14 protein-coding genes and 1 CRISPR repeat array are annotated in these 18,362 nt (G+C 34.4%); all 14 genes read right to left on the reverse strand.

The window, feature by feature from the left end; all coding sequences use genetic code 11:
* Positions 1-39 precede the first annotated feature (39 nt).
* The 14 genes from csx20 to OE105_RS10425 all read right to left on the reverse strand — a co-directional run bounded on the left by csx20 (position 40) and on the right by OE105_RS10425 (position 18,325).
* Positions 40-432 (reverse strand): CRISPR-associated protein Csx20, encoded by a 393-nt coding sequence (gene csx20, locus OE105_RS10360; RefSeq protein WP_275420105.1) that lies wholly within the window; start codon positions 430-432, stop codon positions 40-42.
* Between the two features lie 99 nt (positions 433-531).
* Positions 532-1,653, reverse strand: coding sequence for a type III-A CRISPR-associated RAMP protein Csm5 (csm5, locus tag OE105_RS10365; protein ID WP_275420106.1), 1,122 nt, complete (start codon positions 1,651-1,653; stop codon positions 532-534).
* Positions 1,646-2,701: a type III-A CRISPR-associated RAMP protein Csm4 gene (csm4, locus tag OE105_RS10370; protein ID WP_275420107.1), complete on the reverse strand. Its 1,056-nt coding sequence runs from the start codon at positions 2,699-2,701 to the stop codon at positions 1,646-1,648. Before csm4 ends, csm5 begins: the two co-directional genes overlap by 8 nt.
* Positions 2,701-3,462 (reverse strand): type III-A CRISPR-associated RAMP protein Csm3, encoded by a 762-nt coding sequence (csm3, locus tag OE105_RS10375; RefSeq protein WP_275420108.1) that lies wholly within the window; start codon positions 3,460-3,462, stop codon positions 2,701-2,703. The genes csm4 and csm3 overlap by 1 nt, the downstream gene beginning before the upstream one ends.
* Before the next feature lie 51 nt (positions 3,463-3,513).
* Positions 3,514-4,065: a type III-A CRISPR-associated protein Csm2 gene (gene csm2 / locus OE105_RS10380; protein WP_275420109.1), complete on the reverse strand. Its 552-nt coding sequence runs from the start codon at positions 4,063-4,065 to the stop codon at positions 3,514-3,516.
* Positions 4,058-6,454: a type III-A CRISPR-associated protein Cas10/Csm1 gene (gene cas10, locus OE105_RS10385; RefSeq protein WP_275420110.1), complete on the reverse strand. Its 2,397-nt coding sequence runs from the start codon at positions 6,452-6,454 to the stop codon at positions 4,058-4,060. The genes csm2 and cas10 overlap by 8 nt, the downstream gene beginning before the upstream one ends.
* 156 nt (positions 6,455-6,610) lie before the next feature.
* A complete protein-coding gene (locus OE105_RS10390; RefSeq protein WP_275420111.1) occupies positions 6,611-7,810 on the reverse strand; it encodes a putative CRISPR-associated protein in 1,200 nt (399 codons plus the stop codon).
* Between the two features lie 333 nt (positions 7,811-8,143).
* Positions 8,144-10,089: direct repeats of the CRISPR family, unit length 30 nt; unit sequence GTTTCAATCCCTCATAGGTAAGATCAAAAC.
* 451 nt (positions 10,090-10,540) lie between these two features.
* Entirely contained in the window at positions 10,541-10,804 is a 264-nt protein-coding gene (gene cas2, locus OE105_RS10395) for a CRISPR-associated endonuclease Cas2 (RefSeq protein ID WP_275420112.1), read from the reverse strand.
* 19 nt (positions 10,805-10,823) lie between these two features.
* Complete coding sequence (cas1b, locus tag OE105_RS10400; protein ID WP_275420113.1) at positions 10,824-11,831, reverse strand: type I-B CRISPR-associated endonuclease Cas1b; 1,008 nt, start codon at positions 11,829-11,831, stop codon at positions 10,824-10,826.
* 3 nt (positions 11,832-11,834) lie between these two features.
* Entirely contained in the window at positions 11,835-12,347 is a 513-nt protein-coding gene (gene cas4, locus OE105_RS10405; RefSeq protein WP_275420114.1) for a CRISPR-associated protein Cas4, read from the reverse strand.
* Between the two features lie 9 nt (positions 12,348-12,356).
* Positions 12,357-14,690 (reverse strand): CRISPR-associated helicase Cas3', encoded by a 2,334-nt coding sequence (cas3, locus tag OE105_RS10410; protein ID WP_275420115.1) that lies wholly within the window; start codon positions 14,688-14,690, stop codon positions 12,357-12,359.
* Complete coding sequence (cas5, locus tag OE105_RS10415; protein WP_275420116.1) at positions 14,678-15,358, reverse strand: CRISPR-associated protein Cas5; 681 nt, start codon at positions 15,356-15,358, stop codon at positions 14,678-14,680. The genes cas3 and cas5 overlap by 13 nt, the downstream gene beginning before the upstream one ends.
* A gap of 9 nt (positions 15,359-15,367) precedes the next feature.
* Entirely contained in the window at positions 15,368-16,327 is a 960-nt protein-coding gene (locus OE105_RS10420) for a type I CRISPR-associated protein Cas7 (protein WP_275420117.1), read from the reverse strand.
* A gap of 3 nt (positions 16,328-16,330) precedes the next feature.
* The gene (locus OE105_RS10425) at positions 16,331-18,325 is read right to left on the reverse strand and encodes a hypothetical protein (RefSeq protein ID WP_275420118.1); all 1,995 of its coding nucleotides are present in this window, start codon (positions 18,323-18,325) and stop codon (positions 16,331-16,333) included.
* Positions 18,326-18,362: the final 37 nt, after the last annotated feature.

Here is an 18,362-nt window from a genome sequence, read left to right on the forward strand (position 1 = left end):
ATATTCGGTTTGGAGAAGAACAAAATGAACACAGAAAAACTATTCATATTCAACGTATTTTCGAAAATTTACATGCTTAAATGTCCTCTGGGTAATAACCGTTCCGTCTTCTTTTATTGTTTCAATAACTTGCCTTTCAGTTGTGGCATAATAAACAGAGTATCCTTGTTTCCGAAGCCAACTCACTAAACTATAAGTTGCACCATATTCTCCTTGTACAATGACTATATCCCCATTATTCAAATGATCCTTCAACCAGTTTATTATGGGAATCAACCATTCATGATTCCAATCTCCTGTAGGAGAAATATTCATCCATAATCGCTTGTATTGTTCCGGAATACAAATTATCTCTTCTGGATGAAATCTTTTTTCCAATTCATGTATCTGTTCAGGTGATAAAGAATGTGAGATTACTGCATATATTTTCATAGCAACTACTCCATTATTACTAAAATTGTTTGTATCAGAATAGGGAAACTCATCAAATCCTAAGATAATGATTTAAATAAGCAATGAAATAATCTATAGTTAGGTTGTACAATCCTCATATAAATAAACCCAACCCATTGTCGATTCACATACATTTCCCCGGTCGATTACCGCTCGTTCAATTGGAAAGGGTTCTGTGCTTTTCTTATACGTTTGACGAATTAATCCCATCGCTTCTTTTTCATTGAATAGATGAACGATAGTATTATCATAAAAGGTTTTCCCGCTTCCGATCCGCAATACGGCTCCATTTCCTTCCCTTTCAAAGGATTCCACATCACTTTTTAACCGTTCATAAAAACCAATCCATGCATTTAAATGGGGGACATATTTTTTTAATTGTTTCAACTCAAAATCCAATGTTTCTTTCGTGAACTGATTAACCAGTTGTAAAATCCTTTTTTCCCCTTTGAAACTGTGATCTTCATACAAGTATTCGAATCTTTTATCTAAATTTATCAGTTGATTTGCTTTCACTTGCAATCGGAAGGAAAATCTCTTATTTTCTGGAATAACTTCCTTTGTTATGGAAATTCCAGTCTTCTTCTTTCGTAAATGATAGCGGATCGTCTTTACAATCCCAATGTCATTTGGGGAAAGGAAATTCGTATCGGATATATGTAAATATTTAAAAACATCCTCTCCCCCTTTTCCAAATAAATCATCGCCGTTTGCTCTTCCATTCCGATCCCTTTGTTGAAGATCATGTAAAGCCTGGGAGACGGTATATCCTTCCCTTTTCCGATGATGATACAACAGGGCTGTTCGAATTGCCCCTTTTATACTGCTTCCTGGAATATATGGACGATTTCCACTTTTGATTAGTTGGTGAATTTCCTCCGTTTTGATGTTAGCATCGGTTTTTATCACAAAAGTAGCTAAATCTTTATAATCGATATTCCACGTAGAAAAAAAGTTTTTCAAAGAATATTTCTGTTGATTGGATCGCCCCTTTGCCATTACCATTTCTACAAACTCATCGATTGCTTGATCAGCTTGATCCATGTCACTAAGAGCTTTTTCAATTTTCATTGGGTCTAAAATATAGACGGTCCCTTCCTTTTCATCGTACACATAATCCGTATAAGGAGATAATTTTTCCCCGTTACCGATATGAACCGGGCTTACGGTTTCAAGCAAAACGTTAAAGAACTTACCCATTACTTTCACCTCCAAAACCAATGAAGATCGGTTTCCCATACAAATAGGTCGCATGCGGAAACCGTTCGGGTCGTACATCCATTAAAGACCCTTCCACTGGTTTCGAAAGAATGCTACCTTCCGAAATCACCATCGTACTTTTTTTCCTTACCCTCTTTCCCCCAAAGGAGTAAACATATCCATTTCGTTGTTCTAATTCATAAGCATTTAAATAACGGACTTCTTCTTTTTTCGGAAACAAAATCGATAGATTCATATGCATTTTTCCCTCAAATTCAGGCTTGGGTGTCTTTTCAATTTTGGCAGCTTGAAAAAACCCTTTCCCCGATGATCTTTTACCACCAATTCCCTCATCGACGAGGAAATGAATCGCTGCTTGAACTTGTTCTGTGAGGGAGCCGTCTACTAAAAAATACATAAACGGTTTGACAAAATAATCTTTTGTCTCACCAAAAACGATTTCCAATTCTTCCCTCGAAAAATGATTGTCGGAACGGGAATTTTTTCGATTGATTTCCACACCAGGATGAATGTTTTTATGAAACATCGATAAATTTTCCAATTCCTCTTCATTGATTGACAGATTCGCTAGTTCTTCTTTCAATGCAGCCATTGATTGATTAAGTATGACTATATCTTCCAAATTCAGGAGACTTCCTCTTTCTTCTTCTTTCCATGACTTGGATAATTTTAAATAAAGGCGTTCGGAAACAAATTGAATCTTCTTTAATTTCTTATGGAAAAAAACATACTCCCTTGTCTCCGGAAAAATATCAATCTTCGGTCTCGGTAAAAAATAAATAGTTTGAACAGATGTATTCTCTGTTTTACGTGCTAAATCAAGTCCGTAAAATAAAGATGAAAATTTGATTCTTCCTTCCTTTAAATCCTGAAAAAATTCATGAATCGTGCTTTCCCCAAACATGATTCCTAAATGATTAGCCAGAGCGGAGACAAGCTGGTCAGAAGAAAAATTTCGTTTTAAGCTCCCGTTCGTATCGCCAAAATGGAACTTCCCACGATTTGGGATCAATAATTTTACTCTCATCATTGACCTTCGTCTCCTACAACTTCCTTAATTTTTTGAATAACTTCCTTTTGATCTAACGTGTCAAAGTGTCCCGAATAAATTGCCGTACCACTATTCCCTTCCTTATAGTCAGCGATTTTTTTGCAAATGATTTCCAAATTTTCAAATTTGATCCGACCATAACCGCGGGATCCATTTCCACCGATATAATCGTCTTCTAATAAACGCATCGCTTCCATTAAATGTTTAAACATGTCTATGTCATCTTCGATCATTAAATTATAAATCAAATTCATTTCGAACACGCTTCCGGCGGGAACCCGTTCTTGTTGCCTCGGATTGTTCGCCTTTCCTTTTAAACGACTAATCGTATTTTCCCATTTCACTTCCGTATAGGCTAATTCCAAATTTGAAAAGATTCCTTCTTTATTTTCCATTTCCTTTTTTATCGGATCATATAAAAACGCATCCCTAACATATAGACGAGTCAATCCCGCCTCAACTTCTTCTTCTTTTTTTGATTTCATTCCCGTACCAAAAATGACGCAAATCTCACAATCTTTTTTTCCGCAATTACAAATCTTTTCCTTATTGTTTTTTCTTTCTAATAAACTTCTTAACTTCCCCTTTAATGAAGAACCCGGTATAAAGGGTACACCTTCAGACGTTTTAATGACGTTATTGTCGATCCCACCGATGGTCATATCCGATTTGGAACCACCGATTGCTAGTCCCGTTAAAGCTTTAATTTGACCATTTATAATAATTTTTCCTAACATATATAGCGCCTCCATTCTATTTCTTTAGTTTGACAAACCCCAATCTTCTTTTTAATCATCTTTATCACCAACAAACTTCAAATAGGCAACAACCGCTTCCATAAATTGTTTAATATTTTCTAAATACGTGTCCGATTGCCGGTCTGCCTGTTTCGCCAAATAATCTAAAATATGCATGAGTTCCGTTACCCTTTTATCTGGATTTCGACCGGCAATATAGGCAAATTGTGGTCGTAATCGTTTAATTTCGCTAATCGATTTAGCCCGATTGATCTGGTCGTACACTTTTCGAATCATTGATGTCGTAACTCCCCCTGCTTTCAAACGTTTAGCATACTTTAAGGTTTGATTACAAAATTCATCATAATCACATTTCTCGAGTATCAATACGTGTTCCTTAAAATACTTTGCGTAATTGCTATACACATTCGTTGCGAAAAATTCTCCTCTTTTTTTTACAAGTGTAAAATAGACCGTTTCTTCATTAGATAAACTTCGACTTAACAAATCATATTTTTCAACTTTATATCGATTTCCATCAAGAGTTTGAACTGTCGATCCTTTTCCTTTTGACGAATATATTTGTCCAAATTTTTCACTCATCATAATCCTCCTTATTTACCTTTCTCGTCGCTAATTCCGCCCATTTTACTGCGGCTGGAATAATCATGATTTGATAAATTTTTTCTTTGTTCTGTGGGTTGAATAAATTATGGATAACAATATTCCGATATTCTTCAATTAATTGTTCGGCCAAATCTTCTTGGAGCATCTGTTCTGGAAAACCCTTTTTCTCGGCCTTTCTATAATCTTCTTTGATTTCCCTTAAATAGTAAGCTAATCGCCAAAATTTCACATGTCGAAAACGACCTTCGAGGGAATCATGCAAGATATTTTTAAAACCGTTCGTGCTTTTTTCCACTTTAAATAAAACGTTTCTACCGTATCTTTGTACCATTTTATAAAGAATCTCTTTAATGCTTTTTACCTTTTCATACTCTTCCCAATTAAATACTTCACCTAGGAAACTAATTTTATTTTTTCTTGGCGGGAGATGATTGGATTGTGTTTCATTACTTTCCCCACTTTTCGCTTGATCTAATGAAGATTCGGTAATTTCTGCCGCTCGAATAATTGGATACGTATAATGAAAGACATTCATCCCTGCTGAAAACGTAACGTATGGATTGTACCCGGTGAATTCTCGGAATTTCGAATAAAATTCCTTCGCAAAATCAAACACCTTTGGCCAACTTCCGACAATATACGTATCATCTCCCCCTGAAAATACGACATATAAATAGTCCGTCCATCTTTTTTCTTGAATTAAATGGTTAATATATCCCCCGAAATACAAATGAAGCATTCGACTGAGGGTAGAAATTTTTGCTATCGATCTTTCTTTTCCTAAGCCAACACCAAAAAGGGATCCTAAATTGTCCACATCCAATTTTAAGTGGGAGATTTTTTGATCCCCCATTTGTTCGTCATCTACCATTTCTACCGAACGTTTGGAAAGATCTTCAAATGTCGCCACTCTACCTTTATTCATCGGTAACCGATAAGCACCAAATTGAAAGCCTGTACATTGATCTTCTAAAAAGTTCGTGCCATTTAACTTATACCAAGCTTCCTCATTGGAATGGAAATTTTCCTTTTTCTTTTGGCGAAATGAAATATGGTATCCTAAGTCATGAAAGATTTCTTGATAATCCTCTTTTTCACCGGAAAGCCAACGTGTTTGGAAAACGATATAGTTCGCATTTTTTAGTTCGTCTGTTAAATCAACAAAACTTTTACATAGTGTGCAAATGGCGTCATGTTCGTCCGATTTGGTTACAGAATGTCTACTAGCGAAAGATCCACATACCTTACATATTTTCTCTTCTTCTGAACCTTGGTCGAGCGGACCAAATATTTGTTCATAGGATGACTCGAGACCTAATTCACTCCATTTTCTTTTTTTCAATTGGTTCGTTTTATTGATGACTTCTTGCCACTTATCAGCAAAATGATGAAAATCCGTTGGTGTAAGAGCGACTGCGTCAAGGGCAAAATAAATTTCTCCTTTGTGGAGTTTCATCAATGTTTTTAAAACCCTATGCCTCGCTTGTTCAAATTGGGTCCTTGATTCATACGGGGCAAGGATAAAGAAATTTCCTCCACCGTTGTATAACAAATTGGAAAAAGGCAGATTCAGTTCACGAAGCATATAGCGAGCGATTACCTCGGATAATAGGCTGACATAAACGGAACGTCCCTTTAAACTTTTCGCCGCCCCTTTGGAAGGGATATTAAAAATAAAAGACTGAATCCCTGAAACATCCCCTTGAATTAAAATAAAACTTGGCTTGTCCGTATGTTGAAAGTGATTCAAATCCGTTTCTGTTATATCTCCATTTTTTATTTGGTCGTAAAGGGAGATAGAAATGGCCGCCGTCGTTTTCATTTCGTCATATAACGAAATTTCTGGTGATTGAAAACTCGAAACGGACCAAAAATATTTTTCCATTAATGAAATAATTTGTTGATTGCTCGTCACTTTCTTTAATTCATTTAGAAACTCATCTATTAATATATCCATCTGGTGTTCAGCCATTTGAACGGGGAAAATATTCTCAAAGGATAAAGGCTTTAACGGATAAACTAGCGATCGTTTTTCTTGTTCGAATAAAGTAGAAAATACCGACTGAAGCGGTTTATATTGTATTTCGTCGCTTATTTTGAACGCGGATACAGATTTTCCTCCGGCTGTCGTGTTCAATTCGGATGCTGCTTTAATTATTTGTTCAAACGGTACAGATCGTTCTTGCTTAAATATAGAAAGATCCTGTTCGAACATCGGGTTTACTTCACTTAAATATCGAAAAGTTTGTTCTAATAGGCTAGTAGAATCGGAAGTGTGAATCATTTTCTTTTGTAAAAAATATGGTTGTAAGTAATAAAAAAACGAAGCAGTTTGAATGAAATTTTTTATGAATAATGGTTCCATTTTCTGTATTCCTCCGCCTCCTTTTTATAAAATGAAAACTAGTTTTACAAACCATTCAACCCCATATCACTCCTTTCCACTTTCAACAACTGGGAATTTATTGTTATTTCTTTCATTTTTTGCTCGATTCCTGCTGTATTTGAAACGTATGATCATTTATTTTTTCACAAATTGGTTTTTCGAATATTCTTGGAAATGGCTTTCCGCTTCATACAAGCCGATTCCCTTTGGAACTTCTCGTTCATATCGATCATGGTCCAACCATAAATAATTGGCATACAACTTATCCTCTTTTTCATCATAGGAATAAGCCAGTCGAAAAACATTGCTCCCGTTACTGGCGCCTTTATACAAATGGAATTTACATTTACTTGAATCAATCGTATTGAAAGTGATTTCATGATACAAATCATCTATCTCGATTCGACTTTTTAATTTGCTAACTAATTTCTGTAATTCATCGAAAATAAAAATCGAATGATGATTGTTTTTTTCAATCAATGAAATGACTTGTTCAGAAAGTAAATATTGGGTTTTGAAAATCGAATCTTGGTACGTCCGTTCTAATAAAAACTCGCCAAACGCACTTAATGAAACATAATCTTCTTCAATCGTAAAAATCGCTGGATAATTTTCCACTAGTTGACGATCGTTAAAAGATAAGTCTTTTAATGGCACATAGTCTTTACTGCACGTACGTAAAAGTTGAGAATGTTCCTGAACAAATTGCTCATCAATACTAAGGGGAACTGGAGGAATTTCAACTAAAATTTGCGTGTTTTCATGTAAATACGACATGGGATAGTTTAAAAATGAACCGACCAAATAACCGAGGGAAGCCATAATTTTATACCCTCCGATCGGTGCGAAACAGGTCGTTTTTGGCTCACCTGCTGATAAAGCCTTGCCTAACAAATGGAGATATTCCGTCGTTTGACTTTTTAAAGCTTTTTTATCAGTAATCGTCATATTGCTATACAAAACTTGGATCGTGACATCAAATGATCTTTCGAAAAGTTCTTTTAATAATTGCCCGCTGACCATTCCACCAATCGTTTTTGTGACGATTAAAATAATCCTAGCTTTTTTGGCCAACTTGTTTCTTTTCCGTAAAGTATGTAACATGGAATACTCCGCACAAATGGCATGTTCATTTTCCGAAATTTGATGAAATATCAACTTGGATTTGTTTATGTACCGATCCACTTCCTCCCACATACTATCGGTCATTTTTTCAATAGGTTCTTGAAGATGTTTGGCGAAAAGTGGTTCAAATGATTCGTCATTAGTTAATGAAAACAGACGATTCCCCTGCAGTATAGAAACGCCACACGTCATAACAACTGTATGGTACATCGAATCACCCACATTTTCATAAAAAATTAGACATTTACTGGTAATAATTCAACAATTTTCTATAAAATCCTTCCCTTTTTATTCTTTTTTTACAAAATATTCATAATTGATTTCGTTTGGGGTTTTTCATGTTTGGAGGGAAAGGAAGTTTTTTCGAAAAGGTAAGATTTAAAAAAGGGTCATAAAGAGGTGGAAAGAAGAGATTTGTGCATAGAAACTTGTAAAAATTTTCGGACACTTCAGGGTAATAGTATAAACAGGATAAAGGGATATGATTTTATCAATCGACATCGAAAAGATATTGGTAAAGAAAAGGAGTGATTACTTGATAGGGTTTCAATTTCTCATAGATAAGATCAAAACCTTGGTCGCTCAAATCGTCATTAACTCGCTTTGCCTCTTCGTTTCAATCCCTCATAGGTAAGATTAAAACAAGGCGACCAAAAAGACGACCAAAAAGGCGACCAAGTTTCAATCCCTCATAGGTAAGATCAAAACACCTTCCGATTATAAAATGAAATACGTTTTAACCTTTGTTTCAATCCCTCATAGGTAAGATCAAAACGATTTTTTTGACGATAGTGGAAATAGAGTGAAAGCGTTTCAATCCCTCATAGGTAAGATCAAAACGCAGAACCTTCCATATTAATACCTCCTTAAATATAGTTTCAATCCCTCATAGGTAAGATCAAAACCCTGTTGCTTTAGAAAGTGATTGTACGGGTATTCAAGTTTCAATCCCTCATAGGTAAGATCAAAACGAACGGAACGGCAGTAACACGGCTAACACTCGCAATGTTTCAATCCCTCATAGGTAAGATCAAAACATACTAGAAACAACACAAGAAATATACGGTGTAGAGTTTCAATCCCTCATAGGTAAGATCAAAACAAGAAAAAGCACATGCACGTATTAAGAATTTAGGCGTTTCAATCCCTCATAGGTAAGATCAAAACCTACTTTTAAACCTTGCCAATTATTCGATTGTCCATGTTTCAATCCCTCATAGGTAAGATCAAAACCGAGGAAGTTGCAAATTGGGCAAAAAATTCGGGTAAAAGTTTCAAGCCCTCATAGGTAAGATCAAAACGATATTCGGTTATTAATTATACCGATTTCTTCATGTTTCAATCCCTCATAGGTAAGATCAAAACGAAATGGTTAAAACAAATCACATTACAAAAAATTGTTTCAATCCCTCATAGGTAAGATCAAAACTGATCGAGTGATTTTGCTTTTCTAATTAGGTTATTGTTTCAATCCCTCATAGGTAAGATCAAAACTTGCTTATGAAGGCGATTCAGTAAACATTCAATTTCCGTTTCAATCCCTCATAGGTAAGATCAAAACCAGGAAAACATGATTTTTGAAGAGAAAAAGAAAAACAGGTTTCAATCCCTCATAGGTAAGATCAAAACAATTCGGCTTTAACGAATATTTTCCATTGAAATGAAGTTTCAATCCCTCATAGGTAAGATCAAAACTCTGTAAAAATGGTTGAGCAATATTTTGAAGGAGTGTTTCAATCCCTCATAGGTAAGATCAAAACGACAAGCATATGCGGGTACTCATCAAAATGATGGTAAAGTTTCAATCCCTCATAGGTAAGATCAAAACTTTGTTGTTAGGCTACCAAAAGAGGACTTAGAACGGTTGTTTCAATCCCTCATAGGTAAGATCAAAACAGACCCGATCCATGTGGACGGGTATTCAAATACGAAGTTTCAATCCCTCATAGGTAAGATCAAAACCCGTTGACAAGCCACCATATGCACAACTCTAAAAAAGGTTTCAATCCCTCATAGGTAAGATCAAAACGATTTTCCTCATTCCTCATCCTACTTATTGATGTCGTTTCAATCCCTCATAGGTAAGATCAAAACTCGGAAATTTATCGAAGAAAACGAAAAAAAATCTGTTTCAATCCCTCATAGGTAAGATCAAAACAAAATAGTCCTTAAAACTGCCCTAACTTTATGGGAGTTTCAATCCCTCATAGGTAAGATCAAAACATAAAAATCATTAAACAGTCAAATTGCTATTCAATGTTTCAATCCCTCATAGGTAAGATCAAAACGCATTGTTACCAGCAATCAAAGCATTGGTCAGCGGAATGTTTCAATCCCTCATAGGTAAGATCAAAACTCGGAATCCGTGACCTTAACGGGTTCCGATGAAATAAGTTTCAATCCCTCATAGGTAAGATCAAAACGAAAACATCGCCGAACACGATCCAAAAAATGAAAAAGTTTCAATCCCTCATAGGTAAGATCAAAACCCCAAAAAAATATTGGTAAATCAACATTTTTGGGTTAGTCGATTTTTCAGAAATATTATAACAAACTGATATCTTTTTGACAACTAGAGGCTTAAAAAGACTAGTAATTCAACGATTGAGAGAGATTGTGAAAAAATCACAATCTGTCGTCGATCCCCCGGGTTTTTTGCACTACTGGAGGTCGACGACAATTATTCTAATATAATATTCCTATTTTTTATAAGTAGAGTACATAATTCATAATATTTTCTATCCACTCCTCCCTCTATAAATATTGACTAATCGATAGTTCAGCCGTTGCTAAAGGTATCAAAATTATTATTTGAACTAATTTTGCTTCCTTATTTTCAACGTATATTTTAAGATTTTTTACTATTTTAATACTGGAAATTTTTTAACAAAACCATCTAAAGTTCATTTAATATGTGCATTTGATGAATATTTCTCAAGTTTAAAGGAATAACTCTTCCCCACCTTTTTTCAATCCCATTTCTTCTCTACTAGTATACTGTCTTGTCCGAAATATATAAAAGATAACAGAGTCTTCATCCTCATCCATGATTCCTTTCAACTCCATTTTTAACTTCACAAAATTCGCTTTCGTAATCTCTCCTTCAAAAACAGAATTTTGTACCCAATGCAAGTATTTTCTACATATTTTCAAAGCTTTACCTACACGTTTTTCGTTAAAATCGTAAACTAATATAATAAACATTTTTTCCTCCTTTCTTTATTTACCATTTCGATTGGTAAGGGGTATATAAATTTTCGCCTAATAAATGCTTTTGTAATTTGTATGCTTCTAAACGAATAAGCCTACGATATGATACTGTTTTTCCGAGATGCCTATGATTTACTGTTGTTTTTAACCTTTTATCGAATTCTGCTACAAATAACTTTTTTCCATTATCATTGAGTAATATTCCATCAACTAATTTTTCAAAATGTTTCTTTGTCAATACTTTTTTATTAATTAAACTAAATATTAAACGATCTACCAATATTGGTTTAAAAATTTCCGCTATATCCAAATTCAAGGAGAATCTTCTAAAGTTAGATGTGTGGAGAAAACCTATTCTTGGGTCCAAGTATGTCTTATAAATTTCACTTAATACCGTTGTATACAACATACTGTTTCCAAAGCTAATTAATGCATTCAGACGATTTTGAGGGGGTCTTCTAGACCTTTTTTCAAAAACAAAATCCGGATGATTTATAATTAAATCAAAAGCCGTATAATATTTTTCTCTAGCATGGCCTTCAATTGACATTAGTTCATCAACATTTGTCATATCCTTTCTTTTTACTTCTTCCAAAAAGCTTTGCAAGCTATTTAATATTTCCGTTATATCCGAGCTTTCTACTGATCTATTTCGATAATATTTCAAAACTTGTCTCATCTGTTCGATTGATCCTTCTACAAATGTTCGTGCTAGTTGCATTCTTTTCGTTTTGTCAAGATAATGTTCCGCCTGTTTGACTGTCACATGACCACTATTTAAATGTTCTCGCGGATAAAATGTTCCGATATAGTATCCATAGTGATTAAAATAATGTAAGCAAATCTCCTTTTGTGATATAAATTCCAAAAATCTTTTTGATACCTCAACCTCTCCAAAAATGTAAATATCATTTGTATCTTCAACAGGAATGTATTTCCTTTTTTCTTCTGTTTCAAAGTATAGACTATTATCCTTTCTTCTCAATCGCCCATTATTGAAGATGTATAATGTTTTTTTCACAAATCATCCCTCCGCCCAACAATATTCCTTATATGCACAATTGCGACAATATTTGATCTTTTTCGGTTCTGGTGGTACTTCCAAATTGGCAATTCGATAAATGTCATTTATGATTTTCTCCAACTTTTCAATTGATTCATCAGTCAACTCCACAGTCTCCTTTTTTCTTTCTTCAGGAAACGTCAGTTCTCCCTTTGCATCAATTCCCATCTTTTTTAATTGATATAAATAGAATAGTAGTTGAAATTTAGCACTCTCTATAAATTTTGATGACTTTTTTATTTCTTGAATAATCAAAGTCTCTCCTTTTTGTTTTATCCGGTCTATTTTTACATTTTCTAAATCCAACTCTTTTTTTTGCCGTTCGTAGCGATATTCGTGAATAAAACGGCCAATCTCAATATTGTCATCTTCTTGATTAGGCGCAATCTCATGAATCATGAGCCACACTTCCCTTGGGCAAATCATATAATACCAAATATCTGTCCCTGTTATATAAACGTCGCCCTTCCCCATAATAATCACCTACCAAATAAATTGATCATCTTCAACTCCCACTTTTAATCCTAGAGTTCCGTCGTAAGCATCCGTATCAAGTAGAATAGGTACTCGTTTTTCAAGATAATCTTCTTTACTAACAACCTTTAACGCTGTATCAACTGAAACATTTAAAACATAATAGTTGAATAAAATCATAAATTGTTTTCTCTCTTCAAATGAGAGTGTTGACATAAACTTATAGTCATCATATTTTTCATATATTTCAAACGGTGATTTCACTTTGAAATGTTTTTTCAACAAGGAAACTGATTCCAGTAAATCCGATTGTTCAGGTTCAAAAGGGATAAATAATGGTAAAGTGAAGTATTGTTCCTTAAAGGGACTAATCTCCGACAATCGATGCCAATTTCCTTCATAAGCATCACCAATCCTAACTAATGCGGTTTCATATGAGTTTTGTCTAAACATTTCTTCATAATATACCTTTACTAATTCTGCTAATTCTAATTCATGGAATGTTTTTTTGGAGAAAATTAATCGGTCTGTAATGCGTTGTAAAGTCTTCGGATAAATCATTGATCGAGTATCCTTTTCATTCCCTCGGTAAAAAGGGAAAACCGTTAGCAAGCCAAGTTGATTATCGGCCATATGTCTATTTACTCTTCCAGCAGATTGTACAATAGAAGGAAAAATTGGAAGTGCCCTTGCTACATGTTGAAAACTAACATCAACCCCGGCTTCTAAAACTTGAGTTGACACTACATATAAAGGATTGGTTGACTTTTTCTCAAGTTCATTTCGGATATTTTTTATTAAAATCTTTTTGTGAATTGGTGTCATTAAACCATGTACAAGATAACTTTTACTAACCGACTGACTAATGTTTTTAAATACTAGGTAGGCATCTTTTACTGTGTTTAAGATAATTGCTTGTGTTTCTCTTTCGTCCTTTTTTAAAAGGTCCACAACGGTATCTTCGTTATATTTTTCATCAGTCACTTGAACAGAATACCGAATATAATCTTTATCTCCTTGGACCATTAAAGGATAGGGAACATCTTTCAGACCGTATTGAAAAGGTGGCATCGTTGCAGATAAAAAAATCACTTTTAAATTAATGAACTTAGCAAGAGCCTCTAATCCGCACAAAAACAAATTCCAAATATCAGGATTAAAAATTTGTGGTTCATCGATAATGATGACAGCATCTTTTAAAAATGCTCTCCTCAATACATCCTGTGATCTTGAGGGAAATATAGCTTTACTAAATTGATGAAAGCTAGTACAAACTACTGAGTTTGCCCACGATTCCATTGCTAATTGACTAAAACCAACTCGCTGATAAGGATCATCATTGACAATAGCTAAAGAATGGTGTTCCAATACTTTTATTGATAATAACTTCTCTATTACAGCTGTTGTCTGTTCCAATATTGATAAATACGGTGCAACATAAACGATTTTTCTATATCCTTGTTTTTTCCCAAACCAAGCAGCCATTTTTAATGAAGTAACAGTTTTACCATATCCGGTTGGCATATTTAACGAATAAAATAGGGAATTTGGATTTTGTTCCAATTGGGAAAAAACTGCTTGTTGAGCCTTTATTCTTGTTATGGATAAGGGATGATTATGATTGATTTTTGCAAATTCTTCAATATGTGTTAAAAACTTTTCAAAGTCTTTTTTCTTAAGCCAATTGGTTTCGACTTTTTTTACATGAAAGCGATCTCCGGAAATGAGTGCAGTTGTCAATTGCCTCCATTTATGTAGTTCAGTCATAATAGGTAACGGTTCCCATTGTTCATATTCCAATCCTAATTCATCATAGACATCCTCAAGGTGAAAACGACATTCTTCAATCCAATGAATAAGTTCTCTTTCATTTAGTAAGATATCATCTAACTCTGGATAATAGTCTTTAATAAACTGAGCCATTCCTTCTAGGTCAAATTTTCCCCAGTCGTATTTTGTCAACCAATTTTCATTGAATAGATCTCCTAACATACTGTGATGATTTTGTATATCATGAATTAACCAAAGCCACTCCCTTTGTTTTTCTTCCCAGTAATTCAATTTTCTCAAAAGATGATAACCTAAATATGAAAACAAAAAAGCCCCGCAGGCTGAATGATTGGGGCCTTTTTTTATATTGGGTGTACGAATGTAGTGTTGCCAGTCTGCATTTGCTTTGGCCAAATCATGACAAAGACCTGCTAACCCGGCTAATTTCACTGTTACACAATCAAAATCATCTTTAAGAAAATATTCTACAGCTTCTTTTACCGCCAGTAAATGATCCGTTAATAATGATCCTGGTCGTGCAATACAAGATTGAAAGGATATTATACTAGGCATATGACATCCCCCTTTACCCTAGTAAGAAGGACATCACCTTCAACATCTTTCTTCCTTCGAAATGTTATTGAATTGCCATCTCTTTCATACAGAAAAGAAATAGATTTCTCAAATATACGTTTTCCTTTGTACTCTAACATAAAACCTCCTGCTCTTTGATAATAACGATGTTCTTCTAAAACCAACTCTTCAATGATATTTGTAGGTACAACGGTATGTGTTTTTACAATGGTTTCTGTCACTTCTTCATTCGATTCACAAATATCTATCAGTTTAGGTTTAGTTAGAGCATATGCTACTCCGAGATAAGTGTGATATACGGAATGTTCAGATTTTAATCGTTCTATCAAATCATCAACAAATTCATGCCCCCCATAATAAATTCGATAAGCAGGATTTACCAGCAGTTCAATCGTTGTTGGACGATTAAATGCATTCCCTGCATCCTTTCCCAACATGGACAGTTGCTGGGCAGATGTAAAAACTGGATTTAACAATTGAATAGCTACTTTATCAGTAGTGATGAAATCCGTCACTCCTAGTATAGATCCTACAAGCCCTTTAGCGGCAGTTGGTGTAATAAAAGGATATGTTAAATGCGTAGCGGTCGTATCCGGTCTTCGGAAATGTGCAATTTTTCCTTTCACATCAAAAATAACGATTTTCATATAAATCCCCTACCATAAAGGTTGCTTATATTGGTCGATCTTTCCTTCTACTTTCAAAGATGGGTGCACCCAAATTCGTACATTTGCAATTTTATCTTTATACATTTCAATCTTTTCCAACATAGCTTCCACATTTATTGAAACGTCTTTGATTGACGACGGTCTTTCTCCGCTACTTCTCCATGCTTCTTTCCCTGGATTTAGACTTACTAAATCTTCTAAATATCCAATTCGGAAAAAGGGATCATTATATTCAACATGGACTAACATTAACGGTTGCTGTTGACCACGACCACGTGCTTGACGATGTTGAGTCCCTTGCCAAAGAGCCTTGAATAACAATTCTTGATCTTCTTTCGACATTTTCGTTTGTTCAGCAATTTTCGCATTAATAACTCCTGGCATAATAAATAATGCAAAGGGTACAATATAGCTTGTCCAAATTGTACCTTGTGTTTTTCCCTCATCTCCATCATTTTTAATATCAGAACTCGGCATCACTACCGTCCCTTGAACATATTGGCTATCAACTGGATGTAGCGAATGTGCCCACCCGAATTGTACGGGACCAGTTAAATTAAATTTTGGTTTGACAGAATAAACGATTCCAAAGGTGCGAACATCAAAGCAGTGGTCAATAAGTACGGATTTCATATTTGTTTTTGCTTCTTTATCTTTTCCAACTTCCTTAGCAATACTTTCCGCTAAGCTTCCACGCCCTAACAATTTTCCCTTTTCATTAACTTTTTCTTGAACGAAAATATAATTTCTTTTGTCTTGTCCGCCATTAGGTTCAGCACTTATTACATAATCTCTCACATCTCTTTTAATACTAACATCACTTAATGATATTCTCCCATCTTCTTCTGGAAACAAACGACGTGCATCACTGTCTTGCAATGGATCTCTGTTTGGAATACCGTCTTTTACAGATTTAATAAAAATAAATTCCCCATTGTTGATACTCATCATTTATTCCTCCTCATTTTTATCTTTTTTATAAAGTAAATATCCAGACCAAAAGGTAGTCATAAATTGGTCTTTTTCGTTGGATAATATTTTTTTGTTATTTGCTTCAATAAAAGCGAGTAATAAAATCCCTAGATTTTTTTCAAAATTAGCAGCCAATTTCATATCCCATTGTTCCTTTAACTCCTTACATCGTAAAATTCCCGATTTCCAAATCATATCAGGAGTTAATTTTGTACCAAACTTCATAACTCGGTGTTTTACATAGTCATCCTTTCCAGTTTTAAACCGATAAGAATTCGAAAATTGCTTTAATAACAACCCTGAAACAAATCCCAATTGTTCTGCTGTTTGTAAGTCGTCTAGTGTTAAAGATCCTTCATGATATTTCGCCAAAAGACTGTTCCAATCACTCAATGTATTCACCCTTTCCTTTAGCCCAATTTCTTCATTATATTTTTGGTAAAAAGCCAAAAACGAATAATGAAAAATGAGTTCATCCACCATTCCCCAATAATCTTCCTTATTTGCTAATTCATTTAATTTTCTAGCAGTTGCTTCATACAAGCGTCTTATACGGATTGGATGTTTGTGAAAAACTGTTTGCATCACACTCCACACATATCCAGGTCCAAAGGCATTACTGATTAGAGACGGTAAAGATTTTATTCGATAAAAAGGAGTCTCGTTATTGATAGAAAAAAATTTTCGGATTTCAAACAAATCGATAGAATTAATTTTTCGAACTATTTTTTGCAAATTTGCCGCAACACTCGGGATAATATCCGTCAACATCATACGAATATGCATGTTACCTCTCGATAAATCACCAGAATAATATAACAAATTCAATCGATGCTCATCGCTAAATTTTGGGATAACCCGATTGATCCCCGCTAATATTTCCAAATGAAGATCTTCCTTCGATAAATTTTCTCGTTTAAGAATTTGACTGTATTTCTTATACAATTGTTGAGAATCTCCATCAATTAATGGGACTACCAACGGAACACCATAAATTGGTTCAAAACTTGTATTCCTCATATTTCTTTTGGCCTCTACATTTGTGATTGGAGCAAACATCTCTTTTAATAATGCATTTGATATGGGAACAGTTATCTGCTTTAAAAATTGGGTCCCATATAAATATGCTTCATACGTTTTTTTGTCGACCTTAATACCATTTGTCCATTCTTTTTTGCCCCAATAGATAGATCTAGGCATTTCCCAAGTAGGAGATAACCAAAGCCAAGATTTATTGTAAATAGAAACAACTTCCTCTTCCCTTTGATTCGTAAATGTGGATACAGCATCTTTTTTATACCCTAATTCCTTTGCCTCAGAAAATTTTGCTTCTAAAATTCCCTCCAAAGCAATTTCGCTATCTAAATAAAGATGATTTTGGGGATGAAGCTTACTTTCACATATCCATAGGAATCTTTTATCTTTTTTATATTCAGGTATTTCTTGAAATGCTTCTGAAGTTTTATCCCAAATATATAAAATACCAAGTTGTTTTTCCTGATCAATAAAGTGTTCATAATGATTACTTAATATTTGTGCAGTTCTTCTTGCAATCTTTTCCAGTTTACTGTCTTCATCATGCTTATAAATGACCGTCTTTTTCAATCTTGGGAACACTACTTCAAAAGCAAATTCTTCTACGTTATTCATTTTTTTTATGTGTGGATCATACATTAGATAAATAGGCACTGGGTATATCCCTTGAGCATTAAGAGGATTCCCGCCGTTAGGATAAATGATTGGAAAAGCCGTATTTCTTCTTCGGTCAACCTCAAAATTTTTATCCTCTCCATCTCCTATTGTCATAAAATGAAAAGCTTCTTTTTCTTCATTCATTTCTATAAGAAACACATTTCGAAAATAATTTTTACAAACTTCATTATCAATGTCTGTCAACCAACGAATGCGCATTTCATTTGATAAATTACTTTTTGCAATAGGGCGCCCGATACGTACGATATCTTCAGCGAGCATTTAATTACCACCTCCTCTTGAAAAAATAAATAAATGG

Origin of the sequence: Fervidibacillus halotolerans (assembly GCF_026547205.1) — a bacterium.
GTDB lineage: Bacteria > Bacillota > Bacilli > Bacillales > Caldibacillaceae > Fervidibacillus > Fervidibacillus halotolerans.